At 74.0% G+C, this 16,133-nt stretch carries 12 protein-coding genes and 1 pseudogene; 8 read left to right on the top strand and 5 right to left on the bottom strand.

Translation table 11 applies throughout. The annotated features are described in order from the left end of the window. Positions 1-30: 30 nt before the first annotated feature. On the top strand, positions 31-1,341 hold the full coding sequence (locus tag ACZ6AA_RS24535) for an acyl-CoA dehydrogenase family protein (RefSeq protein ID WP_471459966.1): 1,311 nt from the start codon (positions 31-33) through the stop codon (positions 1,339-1,341). Next, positions 1,341-2,345: an acyl-CoA dehydrogenase family protein gene (locus ACZ6AA_RS24540; RefSeq protein WP_471459968.1), complete on the top strand. Its 1,005-nt coding sequence runs from the start codon at positions 1,341-1,343 to the stop codon at positions 2,343-2,345. The genes ACZ6AA_RS24535 and ACZ6AA_RS24540 overlap by 1 nt, the downstream gene beginning before the upstream one ends. Before the next feature lie 108 nt (positions 2,346-2,453). Here ACZ6AA_RS24540 and ACZ6AA_RS24545 read toward each other — a convergent pair. Next, positions 2,454-2,603: pseudogene (locus tag ACZ6AA_RS24545) on the bottom strand (MFS transporter); the annotation flags it as partial. A gap of 206 nt (positions 2,604-2,809) precedes the next feature. On the opposite strand from ACZ6AA_RS24545, the gene ACZ6AA_RS24550 reads away from it, so the two are divergent. Both ACZ6AA_RS24550 and ACZ6AA_RS24555 read left to right on the top strand, forming a co-directional pair. Next, the gene (locus ACZ6AA_RS24550) at positions 2,810-3,991 is read left to right on the top strand and encodes an anhydro-N-acetylmuramic acid kinase (protein WP_468454855.1); all 1,182 of its coding nucleotides are present in this window, start codon (positions 2,810-2,812) and stop codon (positions 3,989-3,991) included. Positions 3,992-4,071: 80 nt separating this feature from the next. Beyond that, on the top strand, positions 4,072-5,001 hold the full coding sequence (locus tag ACZ6AA_RS24555) for a DUF2510 domain-containing protein (RefSeq protein ID WP_468454853.1): 930 nt from the start codon (positions 4,072-4,074) through the stop codon (positions 4,999-5,001). A 118-nt stretch (positions 5,002-5,119) separates the two neighbouring features. On the opposite strand, the gene ACZ6AA_RS24560 is transcribed toward ACZ6AA_RS24555, so the two are convergent. Next, entirely contained in the window at positions 5,120-5,785 is a 666-nt protein-coding gene (locus tag ACZ6AA_RS24560) for a TetR/AcrR family transcriptional regulator (protein ID WP_471459970.1), read from the bottom strand. Positions 5,786-5,954: 169 nt separating this feature from the next. Between ACZ6AA_RS24560 and ACZ6AA_RS24565 the strand changes: the two genes are divergently transcribed. Next, positions 5,955-6,875, top strand: coding sequence for a phosphatase PAP2 family protein (locus ACZ6AA_RS24565; RefSeq protein WP_471459972.1), 921 nt, complete (start codon positions 5,955-5,957; stop codon positions 6,873-6,875). Then, positions 6,872-7,837, top strand: coding sequence for a DMT family transporter (locus tag ACZ6AA_RS24570; RefSeq protein WP_471459974.1), 966 nt, complete (start codon positions 6,872-6,874; stop codon positions 7,835-7,837). Before ACZ6AA_RS24565 ends, ACZ6AA_RS24570 begins: the two co-directional genes overlap by 4 nt. 189 nt (positions 7,838-8,026) lie before the next feature. Here ACZ6AA_RS24570 and ACZ6AA_RS24575 read toward each other — a convergent pair whose 3' ends face one another. The 3 genes from ACZ6AA_RS24575 to ACZ6AA_RS24585 all read right to left on the bottom strand — a co-directional run bounded on the left by ACZ6AA_RS24575 (position 8,027) and on the right by ACZ6AA_RS24585 (position 13,919). Further along, the gene (locus tag ACZ6AA_RS24575; RefSeq protein WP_471459976.1) at positions 8,027-8,926 is read right to left on the bottom strand and encodes an LURP-one-related family protein; all 900 of its coding nucleotides are present in this window, start codon (positions 8,924-8,926) and stop codon (positions 8,027-8,029) included. Positions 8,927-9,049: 123 nt separating this feature from the next. Continuing rightward, on the bottom strand, positions 9,050-11,680 hold the full coding sequence (gene valS / locus ACZ6AA_RS24580) for a valine--tRNA ligase (RefSeq protein ID WP_471459978.1): 2,631 nt from the start codon (positions 11,678-11,680) through the stop codon (positions 9,050-9,052). A gap of 181 nt (positions 11,681-11,861) precedes the next feature. Further along, a complete protein-coding gene (locus ACZ6AA_RS24585) occupies positions 11,862-13,919 on the bottom strand; it encodes a phosphocholine-specific phospholipase C (RefSeq protein ID WP_471459979.1) in 2,058 nt (685 codons plus the stop codon). 318 nt (positions 13,920-14,237) lie between these two features. Between ACZ6AA_RS24585 and ACZ6AA_RS24590 the strand changes: the two genes are divergently transcribed. Both ACZ6AA_RS24590 and ACZ6AA_RS24595 read left to right on the top strand, forming a co-directional pair. Further along, positions 14,238-15,158 (top strand): quinone oxidoreductase family protein, encoded by a 921-nt coding sequence (locus tag ACZ6AA_RS24590; RefSeq protein WP_471459981.1) that lies wholly within the window; start codon positions 14,238-14,240, stop codon positions 15,156-15,158. A 158-nt stretch (positions 15,159-15,316) separates the two neighbouring features. After that, on the top strand, positions 15,317-16,108 hold the full coding sequence (locus ACZ6AA_RS24595; RefSeq protein WP_471460208.1) for a GNAT family N-acetyltransferase: 792 nt from the start codon (positions 15,317-15,319) through the stop codon (positions 16,106-16,108). Positions 16,109-16,133: the final 25 nt, after the last annotated feature.

Here is a 16,133-nt window from a genome sequence, read left to right on the forward strand (position 1 = left end):
GAAGGCGCCCGAGCGGGAGGCGGACCAGGGATGGACCTCGAATTCAGCGCGGCGGAGGAGGAGTTCAGGCAGCGGGCGCGGGCCTGGCTCGCCGCGCATGTGCCGTCGCGCCCGCTGCCCTCGCTGGAGACCGAGGAGGGGTTCGCGGCCCACCGCGCCTGGGAGGGCGAGCTGGCCGCGGACCGCTGGTCGGTGGTGTCGTGGCCCGAGGAGTACGGCGGGCGGGGCGCCGACCTCGTCAAGTGGCTGGTGTTCGAGGAGGAGTACTACGCGGCGGGCGCCCCGGGCCGGGTCTCGCAGAACGGCATCAGCCTGCTCGCGCCGACCCTCTTCGACTTCGGCACGCCGGATCAGCGCGCACGGATACTGCCCCTGATGGCGCGCGGCGAGGTGATCTGGGCGCAGGCCTGGTCGGAGCCGGAGGCGGGCTCGGACCTGGCCTCACTGCGCTCCACCGCCCGCCGGGTGCCCGGCGGTTGGCTCCTGAACGGGCAGAAGACCTGGTCGTCCCGGGCCGCGTTCGCCGACCGCGCGTTCGGCCTGTTCCGCAGCGACGCGGCCGCGGACCGGCCGCACCGGGGCCTGACGTATCTGATGTTCCCGCTCGACGCGGCGGGCGTCACCGTGCGCCCCATCGGCCGCATCGACGGCAAGCCCGCGTTCGCCGAGCTGTTCCTGGACGACGTATTCGTGCCCGACGAGGACGTCATCGGCGAGCCGGGCCAGGGCTGGCAGATCGCGATGGCGACGACGGGCGAGGAGCGCGGCCTGACGCTGCGCTCACCGGGCCGCTTCCTGGCGACGGCCGACCGGCTGCTCGGCGAGTGGCGCGCGCACGGCGACCCGGCCGACACGGCGCTGCGCGACCGGGTGGCCGACGCGGTGATCGGCGCCCGCGCGTACCAGCTGTTCACCTGGGCCAACGCCTCCCGTTTCGAGGCGGGTGAGGCGATCGGCGCGGAGTCGAGCCTGAACAAGGTGTTCTGGTCGGAGTACGACATCGGGGTGCACGAGACGGCGCTGGATCTGCTGGGGGCGGAGGGGGAGTTGAAGGGCGCGGAGGACACGGATGGCTCGGAGGACGCGGAGGGCACGGAGAACTCGGAGGACGCGGAGGGCACGGAGAACTCGGAGGACGCAGCGGGCTCGGAGGGCGCGACCTGGGAACCGTCGACGCCGGACAGGGCGGAGCACGCCGAGCTGTCCGACCGGACACCTCCGACCGACTGGACCGAGGGCTACGTCTTCGCGCTCGCCGGGCCGATCTACGCGGGCACGAACGAGATCCAGCGCGACATCATCGCCGAGCGGCTGCTCGGCCTGCCGAAGGGACGCCGGTGATGCGGTTCCTCCTGGACGACGAGCAGCGGGAGTTCGCCCGTTCGCTGGACGGCATGCTGACGGCGGCGGGCACACCGGCGGCCGCGCGGTCCTGGGCCGCCGGGGAGCACGCGGCGGGTTTCGCCCTCCGTCAACGGCTCGGCGCGGCCGGGGTGTTCGCGCTCGCGGCACCGGAGGCGTACGAGGGCGTGGGGCCGCTGCCCGTCGAAACGGCGGTCGCGTTCGTCGAGTTGGGACGGCACGCCGTCCCGGGACCGCTGGTCGAGACGGTGGCGGCGACAGCACTCCTGTCGCGCCTGGCCGAGCTGGGGCTGTCGGAGCCCGCCAAGCGGTCGCTGCCGACGCTGGTCGGCGGCGGGGCGAGCGCGACGCTGACCCTCCCCGGCACCGGGCCGTACGCGCTGGACGCGGACGCCTCGGCGGTGCTGCTCGCCGCCGGGGACGGGGAGGTGCGGCTCGCGCCCGGCCACGCGGAGCAGCGCGCCTCCCTCGATCCGGCGCGGCGGCTCGCCCGGCTCCTCCCGGGCGGGGAGGTGGTGGCGTCCGGGGACGCGGCGGCCGACGCGGCCGGGCGGGCGCTCGACTGGGCGGCGCTGGCGACGGCGGCGCAGTGCCTGGGGGTCGGGTACGCACTCCTCGACCGGACTGTGGCGTATGTGCGGGGGCGGACGCAGTTCGGCGTGCCGGTGGGGTCATTCCAGGCCGTCAAGCACCGGCTCGCGGATGTGCTGGTGGGTCTTGAGTTCGCGCGGCCGCTGGTGTTCGGGGCGGCGGTGTCGCTGCGGGACGGCGACCGGTCGGCGGCCCGGGTGGACCTGGCCGCGGCGAAGGTCGCCACCGGGGAGGCGGCGTACGACGCGGCGCGGACGGCGCTGCAACTGCACGGGGCGCTGGGGTACACGGCCGAGTACGACTTGTCCCTGTGGCTCCTCAAGGCGCGGGCGCTGCGCGGGGCTTGGGGCGGGGTGGGGAGGTGGCGGGAGCGGGTGGTGACGGGTGGGTGAGGGTCGCGTCGCACGGGGCGGCCCCGTCCCGAGGGCTGTGCGGGCGGCCACCATCGCGTACCCGGAACCCCACTCCCCGAAAGCGTCGGCCTCGTACCCCCAGAAGCATCAACCCCTTCCAGGAAGCGTCCGCCCCAACCGCGCCAACGGCGAGAACCCCGTCAGCACCGGCGAGAGGAGCATCCCGCAGGCGGCCACCAGCAGGCCGGTCCGCAGCCCGTACGCCTCGGCGAGCCAGCCGCCGAGCAGCGAGCCGAGAAGCGCACCCGGCCCGATCCCGGCCGGCGCGAGGCCGACGGCGGTTCCCGACAGGTGCAGTTCGCGGGGCAGGCATTTCCGACCGGGGCCGGACACGACTGGACCCAGGCCCCGCCCCGCGGCACCTTTAACTCCGGGCCCCCGGGGGAAGAGCACCCTCACGCCGCCCCGGCGCACCCCACCCCGCCAGTGAGAGACAGAGACCCATGCGAGTGATCGGCCTGATGTCCGGCACCTCCCACGACGCCATCGACGCCGGTGCCGTCGACCTCACCCTCGACGGCGAAAGCCTCCGCCTGACACCGCTGGGCCTGATCAGCCGCGCGTACGACGACGAGTTGCGCGCGGCCCTGACCGCCGCGCTGCCCCCGGCGGCCACCACCCTCGCGGCCGTGTGCCGCCTGGACACCCGCATCGGCCAGGCCTTCGCCGCGGCCGCCACCGAGGCCGACCGCGAACTGTGCGGGGGCCGGGCCGAGTTGGTCGCCTCGCACGGCCAGACCGTCTTCCACTGGGTGGACGAGGGGCAGGTGCGCGGCACGCTGCAGATCGGGCAGCCCGCGTGGATCGCGGAGGCCACGGGGCTGCCGGTGGTCGCCGACTTCCGGCCGCGGGACGTCGCGGCCGGCGGCCAGGGCGCGCCGCTCGTCAGCCTCGTGGACCAGATGTGGCTGCGCGGCCGCCCCGGCACCCCCGTCGCCCTGAACCTCGGCGGGATCGCCAACATCACCGCCCCGGACGGAACGGCCTTCGACACCGGCCCGGCCAACGCCCTGATCGACGCGGCGGTCCGCGCGTGGACGCCGCAGGGCCGCGAGCGGGGCCTGACGTACGACAGGGACGGCGCCATCGCCGCGCGCGGCACCGTGCGCGAGGACCTGCTCGCCCGGCTGCTCGCCGAGCCGTACTACGCGCTGCCCGCCCCGAAGACGACGGGCAAGGAGCTCTTCCACCCGGACTATCTGCGCCGGGCCCTCTCCGGGTACGAGGAGCTGGCCCCCGAGGACGTCGTCGCGACGCTCACGCGGCTCACGGCGGTGACGGTCGCCGACGCGGTGCGCGCGGCGAAGGCGAGCGAGGTGGTGGCGTCGGGCGGCGGGATCCGCAATCCCACGCTGATGGCGATGGTGCGGGCCGAGCTGGGGCCCGACGTGCCCGTGCGCGGCTCGGACGAGCTGGGGCTCGCGTCGGCGGCGAAGGAGGCGTACGCCTTCGCGGTGCTCGGCTTCCTGACGGCGCACGGCCTGCCCGGCACCGTCGCGGCGAGCACGGGCGCCCGGCATCCGAGCGTGCTCGGCTCGATCACCCCGGGGCGCACGGGACTGTGGCCGGGGGGTCTCCTCGGCGCCGTGCAGGCGCCGACGCGGCTGGTCGTCGACGGTCACTGAACCCCGCTCCGGCCGCACTTGGCCGATTTCCGCCGACCCCTCTCATCCGACTTTCAGGCGCTGCTCCTACGCTGACGCCCATGACGCACGCGACTCCCCCGGGCTGGTATCCCGACCCCGGGCAGATACCTGGTGCCCCGCCGTCCGAGCGATGGTGGGACGGGACCATGTGGACGGATGCCGTCCGCGCGCCGGGCGGCTCGCCCGCCTTCCCCCCACAGCCCCCGCAGGCGCCGCGGCGCCGGGCGCGCACGGCCGTCGTCGTCGGGGTGGCCCTCGCGGTGCTCGCGGGCATCGGCGGCGGCGTGTACGCGCTGACCGCGGGCGACGACGATGACGGCGACGACACCGCCAAGACCCCGGCGTCCTCCGGGCCTTCGAAGCCCGGCAAGGGCGACGACGACGGCCCCGAGAAGCCCGAGGGCTCCCCCTCGCCCGGCCCGTCCGACGGCGGCCCGCAGGCCGAGGAGGGGTTCGCCGCCGACACGGCGAGCGGCATCAGCATGCCGGTCCCGGACGGCTGGGAGGGCAAGTCCGGCAACCTCGGCGCGGGCGTCACCACGGGCAAGTACCCGTGCCCCGGCGACGGCGCGAAGGTGTGCGTGCGCGGCGGCGCCTTCTCCGCCCCTGCCGGCAGCTTCAAGGTCAGGGAGACAAGCCCCGAGGCGGCGGCCAAGGCGGACATCGAGAAGAACGCCGAGGAGTCGTACGGCGGCAAGATCTACGGCGGCAAGCTGGTGTCCCACAAGCAGCTCGCCTCGAAGTCGGTGACCGTGGCCGGGCAGAAGGGCTATCTGGTCCGCTGGAAGGCCGTGAACCGCAAGGGCCCGGACGGCTATGTGCAGTCGCTCGCGTTCAAGTCGCCCGCCGACGACATGACGATGGTGATCGTCCGCTTCGGCATCGACGACCACGACGACGCCCCGTCGGTGTCGTACATGGACCAGATCACCAAGGGCATCAAGGAGTCCCGCGGCGGGGGCGGCGGAGGCGACGGCCAGCAGGTCTGAGAAGCCGGGCGTACCGATCGCGATCGGTACGCCCGGCTTCTTGTCGCGCGCCGCCCCCGTCCCCACGGTGCGGCGCTCTGCGGGCCCCGTCCGGTCATCCTGCGGACCGGGCCCACGTTCAGGTGGCCGGGGCCTCCCCCGCGGCCGGGCGGGCGGGGCCCTCGCTCAGCCCGAGGACCGGCAGGAGCACCGCCTCCACGAACCGCTCCAGATAGCGCTCGTCCGCGTCCTCGCCCTCCACCAGCGGCCGGGCCCGCAGCACGCCGAAGAGCTGGACCGTGACGAACTCCGCCGCCGGGTGGCCCGCGGCGATCTCCCCGCGCGCCACGGCCCGCGCGACGAAGCCGTCGACGGCCTGCACCTCCGGCTCCACCAGCGCCTCGCGGAGCGCACGCTGAAGATCCTCGTCCTGCTGGACCGCGTGGCTGAGCGCCTGCACGATCATGGTGTCGCGCCCGGCCCAGGCGGCGGCCGCGCGCGCCGCCGCGCGCAGGTCGCCGGCGAGCGAGCCGGTGTCGATGCCCGCGAAGCGCACGCACCGGTTGGCGCGCAGCGCGGCGGCCACGAACTGGGGCTTCGTCTTCCACTGGCGGTAGAGCGTGGACTTGCTGCAGCGCGTACGGGCCGCGACGCCCTCCATGGTCACGGCCTCATAGCCGCACTCACGGAGCTGGTCCAGGACCGCGTCGTAGAACTCCTGCTCACGCTCGGGTGTGATCTTGGAGCGGCGCGACAGCGCGACCTGCTCGCAGAGGTGCTCCTCAATCCGTTCCCGCGGCGTCATCTCTCGTCTCCTCGGTGCGGCGGCCCGCTCGGTTCGCTTCCCGCGGACCCTACCGATACGCCAGTGTACCGGTACGCTCCCGTATCGGTACACTGGCGTATCGATGAGTGGAACAACAGGGACTCACTCATCACCGCACCACCCAGTCGTCATGCAAAGGGGCCGGCGGATGGATTCCCGCACCGAGCCTGCAGAACAGGAGCCGGAGATAGCCTCCGGACGACCGGACACCCCTGCCCGGCCGCCGCTCGCGCGCGAGCTGCTCCTCGTCGTCGGACTCTTCCTCGTCTACAAATTCGGCAGGCAGCTCGCCAACGGCCATACCGCCGAGGCGTTCCGCAACGCCCACCGCGTCTGGGACGCGGAGCGGTTCCTGCGCCTGCCGGGCGAGGGCTCCGTGCAGGACGTCCTGCTGAGCGGCGACAGCCTCGTCCACGTCGCGAACACCTACTACGCGACCGTGCACTTCCCTGCGACGCTGCTCTTCCTGGTGTGGCTGTACGTGCGCCGCCCCCGGCACTACGTCTGGGCCCGGCGGATCCTCGCCGCGCTCACCGCGGCCGCGCTCGCGCTGCACCTGGCCTTCCCGCTCGCGCCGCCGCGCCTCCTGGAGGCGGCGCACCTCGTGGACACGGCGCAGAAGTACGGCCCCTCGGTGTACGCGGCCGAGCCCGCGACCGACTCGATGGCCAACCAGTTCGCCGCCATGCCGTCGCTGCACTTCGGGTGGGCGCTGATGGTGGCCGTCGGCCTGATCGTCGCGACCAGCTCCCGGTGGCGCTGGCTGTGGCTGCTGCATCCGCTGCTCACGCTGCTCGTCGTCGTCGGCACCGCGAACCACTACTGGCTCGACGCCCTCGCCGCGGGCGCGCTGCTCGGCATCGCGCTGGCCGTGATCCGGCTGCCGCACCCGGCCCGGTCCCGGATCGTGCGGAGGTCCGCCCCGACGACGACACCTGCACCCATGTGGACACCGGCGCCGTCCGCACCGCCCGCGCTCCCCGCACACGAGCCGGTCGCCCCGGCCACCTCGTCCGCCACCACGGCCACCCCCGCCCCCGTGCCCTCCGCCTCCGGAGCCGGCCGATGAGCGCCACCCTGCTCGCCGTCCTCCTCTCCCTCGTCTCCGCCGCCGCGTACGCCACCGCCGCCGTCGCCCAGCAGCGCCTGGCCGCGCGCATGGCGGACACGGGCGGCCGGGTGACGCGGCTCCTGGGCAGTGGCGCGTGGTGGGCGTCGGTCGGCCTCAACGCGTCGGCGGCGCTGCTGCACGTCGCGGCGCTGAAGTTCGGTCCGCTCACCCTCGTGCAGCCGCTCGGCGCGCTCACGCTGGTGGCCGCGGTGCCGCTGGGCGCGCGCCTGGCCGGGCGGCGGGTCTCCCCGCCGGAGTGGCGCGGCACGGGCCTGACCCTGATCGGCCTGGGTGTCCTGCTGCTCACCGCGTCCGGCCCCGAGCCCGACGACACGCTGTCGCTGCCGGAGGCCGTGGCGGTCGCCGGGATGACGATGGCCGTCGTCGGCCTGCTCTCCCGGCCCGGCACCCGCCCCGGTCTGCGGCACGCGACCGCGTCCGGCTTCGCCTCCGGTGTCGCGTCCGCGCTCACGCAGACCGTGACGGTCGCGGCGACGGACCGCTCGGGGCCGGTGCTCGACGCGCAGGTCGTGGTCGTGGCGCTGCTCGTCGCCGCGTTCGCCGTCGGCGGGCTGCTGCTGTCGCAGACCGCGTACCGCGGCGGCCTCGGCGCACCCCTCGCCGTCGTGACGCTGGCCAACCCCGTCGCCGCGGCGGCCATCGGCATCGCCCTGCTCGGCGAGCGGCTGCGGGGCGGCGCGGGCGGAGTGCTCCTCGCCGCGACGGGGGCACTGATCGCCGCGTACGGGGTCGTGGTCCTCACCCGGTCCCCGCAGACCGCCGCCGCGCGCGGGCCGCAACAGGCACCCGAACCGGCAGCTGTCCTCGCACCGGGCCCCTCCCCCGTGCCGGACGCGGCGGCCGACTACCTGCCCTCTATCCCGCTCCAGCCCGAAGCGGCCGCTCCCCTGCGGACGTAGACCGGGGACGTACGGCTCGGGCAGACGACGAGGGCAGACAACGAGGCCGTACGACAAGGACACACGACGAAGCGACCGCCCCCGCAGCGAGCGGGCCCCGCAGCGGGGCGCCCTCGTCGGGGAGCGGTCGCTTCGTCGTACGCGTACGTGCCGTGCGGCACCCACATCCGTCGGCCCGGAGGCCGTTTCTCAGCCGAGGCCGCGCGAGTCCTGCTTGAGCGCGGTGTCGACGGTCAGGGCCGTCGCCACGACCAGGCTCAGGAGCGGGTCCGGGAGCTGGTAGTGGATCTGCAGGACGTAGTTGTCCGCGGTCGTGAACATCGTCTTGGCGAGGCCTTCCCAGGTCTTGGTGATCCGGGCGACCTCGTTGTCCGACTGGTCGACGATCGAGAAGTTCCAGGCGCGCCAGTTCTCCGCCTTGATCGCGCCGACCTGCTGGCCGTTGACGTTCATCGCGAAGTTGATCTTGCCGATGACGTTCTGCTGGACGATCTCGCCGACCACCTGGCCGTCGGGGCGCTCCACGATGACCCGCGACTTCATGAACTTCCGGGGCCGGGTCATGAGCAGCTGCGGGGTGCCGTGGGCGTCCCGGATCTCCAGCTTGTGCGTCATGAACTGGTCGATGCTGGAGACGAAGCGGGCCACCTTCTTGATGGCACTCTGGTCGACCTGGACCACCGAGCCGAGCTGGTTGCCCGACTGGTCCATGACGCTGTACTCGTTCGTCAGCTCGATCAGCTTGGCCTTCTGGTTCACCACCAGGACCGGCTCGCTGAACAGCGTGCCGCCGCCCTGCGAGGTGGGGTTCACGCCGGCCTGCTGCTGCACCTGGCGCTGGACCCTGGCCGGGTCCGCGACCGGGGCGGCGGGGACGGCCTGGGCAGGGGCCTGGGCCTTGCTGAACTGGGCCGCCTGCCCCGGCTGCTGCGGGACCTGCTGGCCCTGCGCGGCCGCCTGGGCCGTCGCGTCCTGCGGGGCCTGGTTCGTGTGGTCGGTCCACTGGGAGCCGTCCCACCAGCGGAGGAGCTGGGAGGCGCCCTGGGGGTCCGGGTACCAGCCTGCAGGAGTGTTCGAATGCGTTGTCACCCGGGCACACTACCCCGAACCACCCCGGGCCCCGCCAGCCCCAGGAGCGGACTTTCCGCAGGCCGGAGCGGTGGCCGCGCTTCCGGAACAACCACCGACACCGGCACCACGGCGGCGCCGGAGCTACCTCAGGACCTCCACCGCGAGCGCCCCGTCCGCCCCGTCCGCCACTTCGAGGACCACCTCACCGACGCGCCCCGCCGCCCGCACGTCCGCCGCGGCGGGCGCGAACCGGTCGAGCGCGTCCCGCGGTCCGCGCACGACGACCGTCGCGATCTCGGCGCGCATCGAGAGCCTGGCGAGGGACTTGGCCTTGCGCACCCCGGCGATGACCTCGGCGGCCGTCACGAGCACACTCCCGTCCGGGTCGCCCGCCTCCCGGCCCCCGTCGTCCGGACCGTCCTCGGCCCGGCCGGTCCCCTCGCCGCCCCGCGCCCCCGCGAGCACCCCCTCCGCCGACGGCCACGCGGCCCGGTGGACCGACCCCGGCGCGTACCAGGACCAGACCTCCTCGGTGGCGAACGGCAGGATCGGCGCGAACAGCCGCAGCACCGTGTCCAGGGCGGTCCGCAGGGTCGCGCGGGCGGAGTCGCGGGCGGCCGCGCCGCCGTGGTCGCCGTAGGCGCGGGCCTTGACCAGCTCCACGTAGTCGTCGCAGAAGCGCCAGAAGAACGTCTCCGTGCGGCTCAGCGCCCGGGTGTAGTCGAAGTCGTCGAAGGCGGCCGTCGCCTCCTCGACGGTGGCGGCGAGGTCGGCGAGCAGCGCCCGGTCCAGCGGTTCGCGCACGGCCGCGTCCGTCGCCTCGAAGCCCAGGACGAACTTCCCGACGTTCAGGAGCTTCGTCGCGAGCCGTCGGCCGATCTTCATCTGGCCGGTGTCGAAGGCGGTGTCGGTGCCGGGCCGGCCGCTCGCCGCCCAGTGCCGGACCGCGTCCGAACCGTGCGTGCGGAGCAGGTCGTCGGGGGTGACGGCGTTGCCCTTCGACTTCGACATCTTCTTGCGGTCGGGGTCGAGGATCCACCCGGAGATCGCCGTGTGCCGCCAGGGCAGCGTCCCGTGTCCGGTGTGGGCGCGCAGGACCGTGGCGAAGAGCCAGGTGCGGATGATCTCGTGGGCCTGCGGGCGCAGGTCCATCGGGAAGAGACGGGCGAACAGCTCCGGGTCGGCGAGCTGCCGCCCGGCGATCTGCGGGGTGAGCGACGAGGTGGCCCAGGTGTCCATGACGTCCGGGTCGCCGGTGAAGCCGTGCGGGGCGCCGCGCTGGGACGCGTCGTAGCCGGGCGGGGTCTGCGCGCTGGGGTCGACGGGCAGCGTGGCCGGGTCGGGGACGATCGGACGGGTGTGGTCGGGAGTGCCGTCGCCGTCGAGGGGATACCAGAGCGGGATGGGGACTCCGAAGAACCGCTGACGGCTGATCAGCCAGTCGCCGTTGAGGCCGTCCACCCAGTGGTCGTAGCGCACGCGCATGTGCGGCGGGTGCCAGACCAGCTCCCGCCCCCGCGCGCGGAGTTCGGCCCTGCGCCCCTCGTCGCGACCGCCGTTGCGGACGTACCACTGGCGGGTGGTGACGATCTCCAGGGGCTTGTCGCCCTTCTCGAAGAACTTCACCGCGTGTGTGACGGGCCGGGGTTCGCCGTGCAGCTCGCCGTGCTCGCGCAGGCGCCCGACGATCCGTTCGCGCGCGGTGTGGGCGGTGGCGCCCGCGAGTTCGGCGTACGCGGCCACGGCGTCCGGCGCGTCGACGCCGCTCGGCGGCTCGGCGCGGAAGCGGCCGTCCCAGCCGATCACCGGCCGGGTAGGCAGGCGCAGTTCACGCCACCAGACGACGTCCGTGGTGTCGCCGAACGTGCAGACCATGGCGATGCCCGTGCCCTTGTCGGGCGCCGCGAGCCGGTGGGCGAGGACGGGCACCTCGACGTCGAACAGCGGGGTGCGCACGGTCGTGCCGACGAGGTCGCGGTAGCGCTCGTCGTCGGGGTGCGCGACGAGCGCGACGCACGCGGGGAGCAGTTCGGGGCGGGTCGTCTCGACCGGGACGCCATGGCCGTCGGCGGCGCGGAAGGCGAGCCGGTGGTAGGCGCCGGGCCGTTCCCGGTCCTCCAGTTCGGCCTGGGCGACCGCCGTGCGGAAGGTGACGTCCCACAGGGTGGGTGCCTCGGCGAGATAGGCGTCACCGCGGGCGAGGTCGGCGAGGAAGGCCCGCTGCGAGGTGGCGCGCGCCTCCGCGCCGATGGTCCGGTAGGTGCGCGACCAGTCGACGGACAGGCCGAGGCGGCGCCACAGGTCCTCGAAGGCCTGCTCGTCCCGCGCGGTCAGCCGCTCGCACAGCTCGATGAAGTTCTCCCGGGAGATCGGGATCTGCCGTTTGCCGGGCGCCGCGGGCGGGGTGAAGTCCGGGTCGTGGGGCAGCGCGGGGTCGCAGCGGACGCCGTAGTGGTGCTGGACGCGGCGCTCGGTGGGCAGGCCGTTGTCGTCCCAGCCCATGGGGTTGAAGACGTTCCGGCCGCGCATGCGCTGGTAGCGGGCGACGGTGTCGGTGTGCGTGTACGAGAAGACGTGTCCGACGTGCAGGGAGCCGCTGACCGTGGGCGGCGGGGTGTCGATGGCGAACAGCTCGTCCCGGGGTGCCGTGCGTGCCCGCTCCGCGTCGAAGGCGTATACACCCGACTCGTCCCAGCGCCTTGACCACTTCTCCTCGAGACCGTCGAGGACGGGCTTCTCCGGGGCGCCCTGGGGGCGTGGGGTGTCCGTCATGCTCCCGCATGCTAACGCCGCGCAGAGCAGGACGTTCGGCCTTTTTTCGCGGCGCGGACGGCGGCGGGGCCGCTGCCCGGAGCGGGGAGCCCCGGGGCAGCGGCCGCCGCGGACGCGCGTGCGCGGACCGTGGCGCGCATGGCGTGCCTCAGTCCGTGGCGTGCCTCAGACCGTGGTGTGCTCAGACCGTGGCGATCGCCGGGTCGCTGACCCCCGCCCGCCCGTTCTCCACGTGCCCGGCGAGGCGCCGCAGGAAGCCGGCGGAGGTGTCGGACACCACGGTCAGGTCGTACCAGCGCTTGCTGGCGCGCAGGTCCACGGTGTGCTGGACGGTGGCGCCCGGCTTGACCTTGAAGGTCTCCTTGCGGCCGCCGTAGGCGTTGGTGACCGTGAGGTTGCAGTCGGTGGTGCCCGCGTTGGTCAGGGTCAGCTTGAGGTTGCCGGTCGCCTTGTCGTGGCGGGCGGTGACCTCGGGGCCCGCGGTCTTCCCCGGGCCCTTGAAGGTGCGCAGGAAGCCGTTCGGGCCGAACACGCTCAGGTCGTGACTGCCGCCCGAGTACGCCGAGTTCCAGGTGTCGGACACCGTCCTGCCCGCGCCCGTGGTGTACGTCCAGGGTCCGTCGGTGCGGTTGCCGGAGCGCACGTGGAAGCAGACGCCCGCCTGGTCGCCGCCGCCGAAGGTGAGGGTGAACTTCCCTGCGGCCGTGTCCGCGCGGCCGTCCACCAGCGGGGCGTAGGGCAGCGCACGCGCGGGACGGGAGCCGCGCTCCTGCTTGGGCAGCGCCGGGCTCGCGGGCGGCTTGGGGAAGTAGTCGGGGTGGCGCTCGTGGTCCGGCGGCTCGTAGGCGGCGGTGTCGGGCAGGTCCGCCGGGTCGGTGTCCTTGCCGCCGAAGTCGAAGGCGGAGGTGAGGTCGCCGCAGATCGCGCGGCGCCACGGCGAGATGTTGGGCTCCTGGACGCCGAAGCGCTTCTCCATGAACCGGATGATCGACGTGTGGTCGAAGACCTCGGAGTTCACGAACCCGCCCGTGCTCCACGGCGAGATCACGAGCATCGGGACGCGCTGCCCGAGGCCGTAGTGCCCGGCGCCGTACGAGGCGTCGCCGGGGAAGTGGTCGAGCTGGGTGTCGACCGTGGAGAGGCCCTGGTTCGCCGAGGAGGGGACGTACGGCGGCACGACGTGGTCGAAGTAGCCGTCGTTCTCGTCGTACGTGAGGAACAGCGCCGTCTTGGCCCACACCGCCGGGTTGGAGGTGAGTGCGTCCAGGATCTGCGCGATGTACCAGGCGCCGTAGTTCACCGGCCAGTTCGGGTGCTCGCAGAACGCCTCGGGCGCGGCGATGTAGGACACCTGCGGGAGCCGGTCCGCCCGCACGTCGGCCTTCAGGATGTCGAAGTAGCCGTCGCCCGCCTTGGCGTTGGTGCCGGTGCGGGCCTTGTCGTAGAGCGGGTCGCCGGGCTTGGCGCCGCGGTACTTGTTGAAGTACAGGAGCGAGTTGTCGCCGTAGTTGCCGCGGTAGGCGTCGTCGATCCAGCCCCAGTGCCCGGCCGCGTCCAGGCCGTCACCGATGTCCTGGTAGACCTTCCAGGAGACGCCCGCCTGCTCCAGGCGCTCGGCGTACGTCGTCCAGTCGTAGCCCGCCTCCTGGTTGCCGAGGACCGGGCCGCCGCCCTTGCCGTCGTTGCCGACGTGGCCCGTCAGCATGTAGTAGCGGTTGGGGTCGGTGGCCCCGATGAACGAGCAGTGGTAGTCGTCGCAGACGGTGAAGGCGTCGGCGAGCGCGTAGTGGAAGGGGATGTCGTCCCGTTTCAGGTACGCCATGGTCCGCTCCGACTTCGCGGGGATCCACTGGTCGTACGCGCCGTTGTTGAACGCCCGGTGGCCGCCCGCCCAGTCGTGGTCCAGGCCCGCGATGAACTGCATGCCGAGGTCGTCGGCGTCCGGGTGGAAGGGCAGGACCTCCTTGCCGCCGCCCTGCTGGTGCCAGACCGGCTTGCCGCTGGGCAGCGTCACCGGACGCGGGTCGCCGAAGCCGCGTACGCCCTTCATCATCCCGAAATAGTGGTCGAAGGAACGGTTCTCCTGCATCAGCACCACGACGTGCTCGACGTCCTTGATGGTGCCGGTGCGGCGCTTCGCGGGCAGCGAGGCCGCGCGGGCGATGCTCTCGTTCAGCGCGGCGAAGGCGGCGGTGCCACCGGCCAGTTGCATGAAGCGGCGCCGGTTCAGTTCAGGCATGGGGATATGACCTCGCGTGATGTGGGGGGACGTGAGCGGGTGAAGTGTGTCAAGCGGCCCAGGCTTACGGAAGAGGCGGGCGGTGCCGTGTCGACGAGATGACGGCGGGGACAACCGCGGGTGCCGGGTCCGGTCGGTGCGGTGCTCGCGTCCGGGGAGTGCCGCCGAGCCGCGGGGCGGCCCATGCGCGTTGCGGGCTCGTGAACTCTCCCCCGGCCAGGAATGCGGGAGCGGTCCAGCGGCCTTGTCATCTGTGATCGTTGAGGTGCGCCGTGCGCCACGGGGCGCGCGGGACGCAGGGAACGGAGCGAGGGACAGATGGCCAAGGCGTACGTATTCACCCGGCACGGCGGTCCCGAGGCGGAGGCCCTGATCGACCGGGAGCCGCCCGAGCCGGGACCGGGGCAGTTGCTCGTCGCGGTGCGGGCGGCGGGCGTCAACCCCGTCGACCACAAGCTGCGCGGCGGCTATCGCAGGCCGGGGCAGGCGCCCGCCGAACTGCCCGAGGTGCTCGGCAGCGAGGCCGCGGGCGTGGTGGAGCGGACCGGCCCCGGGGTCGAGGGGTTCGCCGTGGGGGACGCGGTGTTCGGTTCCACGCTCACCGGCGGGTACGCCGAGTACACGCTCCTTCCGGTGGCCGTCGCCGCGCACGTCCCGGAGGGCCTGTCCTTCGCGGAGGCCGCGACGCTGCCGGTCGCCGCGGCCACCGCCTACGACGGGGTGCGTCAGCTCGCGCTGCCCGCCGGGGCGACGCTGCTCGTCACCGGTGCCGGGGGCGGCGTGGGCGGGAACGTGGTGCGCCTCGCCCGCCATCTGGGGCTGCGCGTCGTCGGTACGGCGAGCGAGGCCAAGAAGGACGTCGTCGAGTCGCTGGGCGCGGTCCATGTGGCGTCGGGGCCCGACCTGGTGGAGCGGATCCGTGCCGCCGCCCCGGACGGCGTCGACGGCGTCTTCGACCTGGTCGGCGGGGAGCACCTGCGGACGGTGGCGGAGCTGGTGGCCGACCGCACGAAGCTGATCACGGCCGGCGGGAAGCAGATCGTGGTCGAGCTGGGCGGCTCCCCCGTGGCCCGGGCGCGGGACGCCGCCACGCTGGAGGCGGTGGCCGGACTCGCCGCCGCCGGTGTGCTCCGGCCGCAGATCACGGCGACGTACCCGCTGGAGCGGGCGGGCGAGGGCCTGCGCGCGGTGGAGACCGGCCACGCGGGGGGCAAGGTCGTGATCGAGGTCGGCCCGTGAGGGCGGCGCGGGCGGCGGAACGGGGCACTCCGGCGGATCTCGCACCGTCCGCCTCGGCCGATCTCGCGCCGTCCGGCGCGACCGGCCCCGCTCCGTCCGGCGCGACCGGTCCCGCCCCGTCCACCCCGGCGGTCCCCGCCACGTCCGCCCCGTCCGCCCTGATTGCCCCCGCACCTCCCTCCGCTCCCGAAGCCAGCCCCCACCCCCTCGACAACCCCGGTCTCGCCTCCCTCGAAGGGCCGCACGCGCATCTCGCCGAGCGGCGCGGGCGCGTCGCGCGCTATCCGGCCGCCGTGTCGCCCTGGCTGGGGATCCCCGCCGTGCCGGACGCGGCGGACTGGGCGGACCTGGCGGCGTTCGCGGGGCCGGAGGGCGAAGTGCCGCTGCCCGGCGTCGCGGTGGACGTGCCCGACGCCTGGGAGCTGACGTTCGACGTGGACGGGGTGCAGCTCGTCGACGGCGGCATACCGGCGGCGCCGGACCCGGAGGCGGTGCGGCTCGGCCCCGACGACGTACCGGAGATGCTGGACCTGGTGGCCCGCACCCGGCCGGGCCCGTTCCGGGAGCGCACCATCGAACTCGGAACGTATCTGGGCATACGTCATGAGGGCGCCCTGGTCGCGATGGCCGGGGAGCGGTTGCGTCCGCCGGGCTGGACGGAGATCAGCGCGGTCTGCACCGACCCGGCCCACCGGGGCCACGGCCTCGCGAGCCGCCTGGTCCTCGCCGTGGCGTACGAGATCAAGGAGCGCGGCGAGACGCCGTTCCTGCACACGGCGGCACGCAACGCGGGGGCGGTCCGGCTGTACGAGTCGCTGGGGTTCCGGCTGCGGCGGAGCATCCCGTTCCGGGCGGCGCGCGTACCGGCGCGGGCGGTGGCCCGGGGCGCGGACAGTCTGCAGGTCCGATCAGCGACAAGTCGACATCCTGGACCCGTTGCAGGGCCCTGACCGGGAAAAAGGAAAAGACGGCCGT

The sequence above is a fragment of the Streptomyces sp. NPDC040610 genome (assembly GCF_055594065.1).

Bases quoted from the DNA above. Each gene is read 5' to 3' on its own strand.
- ACZ6AA_RS24535 (WP_471459966.1), top strand. From the start codon at position 31: ATGGACCTCGAATTCAGCGCGGCGGAGGAGGAGTTCAGGCAGCGGGCG.
- ACZ6AA_RS24540 (WP_471459968.1), top strand. From the start codon at position 1,341: ATGCGGTTCCTCCTGGACGACGAGCAGCGGGAGTTCGCCCGTTCGCTG.
- ACZ6AA_RS24550 (WP_468454855.1), top strand. From the start codon at position 2,810: ATGCGAGTGATCGGCCTGATGTCCGGCACCTCCCACGACGCCATCGAC.
- ACZ6AA_RS24555 (WP_468454853.1), top strand. From the start codon at position 4,072: ATGACGCACGCGACTCCCCCGGGCTGGTATCCCGACCCCGGGCAGATA.
- ACZ6AA_RS24560 (WP_471459970.1), bottom strand. From the start codon at position 5,785: ATGACGCCGCGGGAACGGATTGAGGAGCACCTCTGCGAGCAGGTCGCG.
- ACZ6AA_RS24565 (WP_471459972.1), top strand. From the start codon at position 5,955: ATGGATTCCCGCACCGAGCCTGCAGAACAGGAGCCGGAGATAGCCTCC.
- ACZ6AA_RS24570 (WP_471459974.1), top strand. From the start codon at position 6,872: ATGAGCGCCACCCTGCTCGCCGTCCTCCTCTCCCTCGTCTCCGCCGCC.
- valS (WP_471459978.1), bottom strand. From the start codon at position 11,680: ATGACGGACACCCCACGCCCCCAGGGCGCCCCGGAGAAGCCCGTCCTC.
- ACZ6AA_RS24585 (WP_471459979.1), bottom strand. From the start codon at position 13,919: ATGCCTGAACTGAACCGGCGCCGCTTCATGCAACTGGCCGGTGGCACC.
- ACZ6AA_RS24590 (WP_471459981.1), top strand. From the start codon at position 14,238: ATGGCCAAGGCGTACGTATTCACCCGGCACGGCGGTCCCGAGGCGGAG.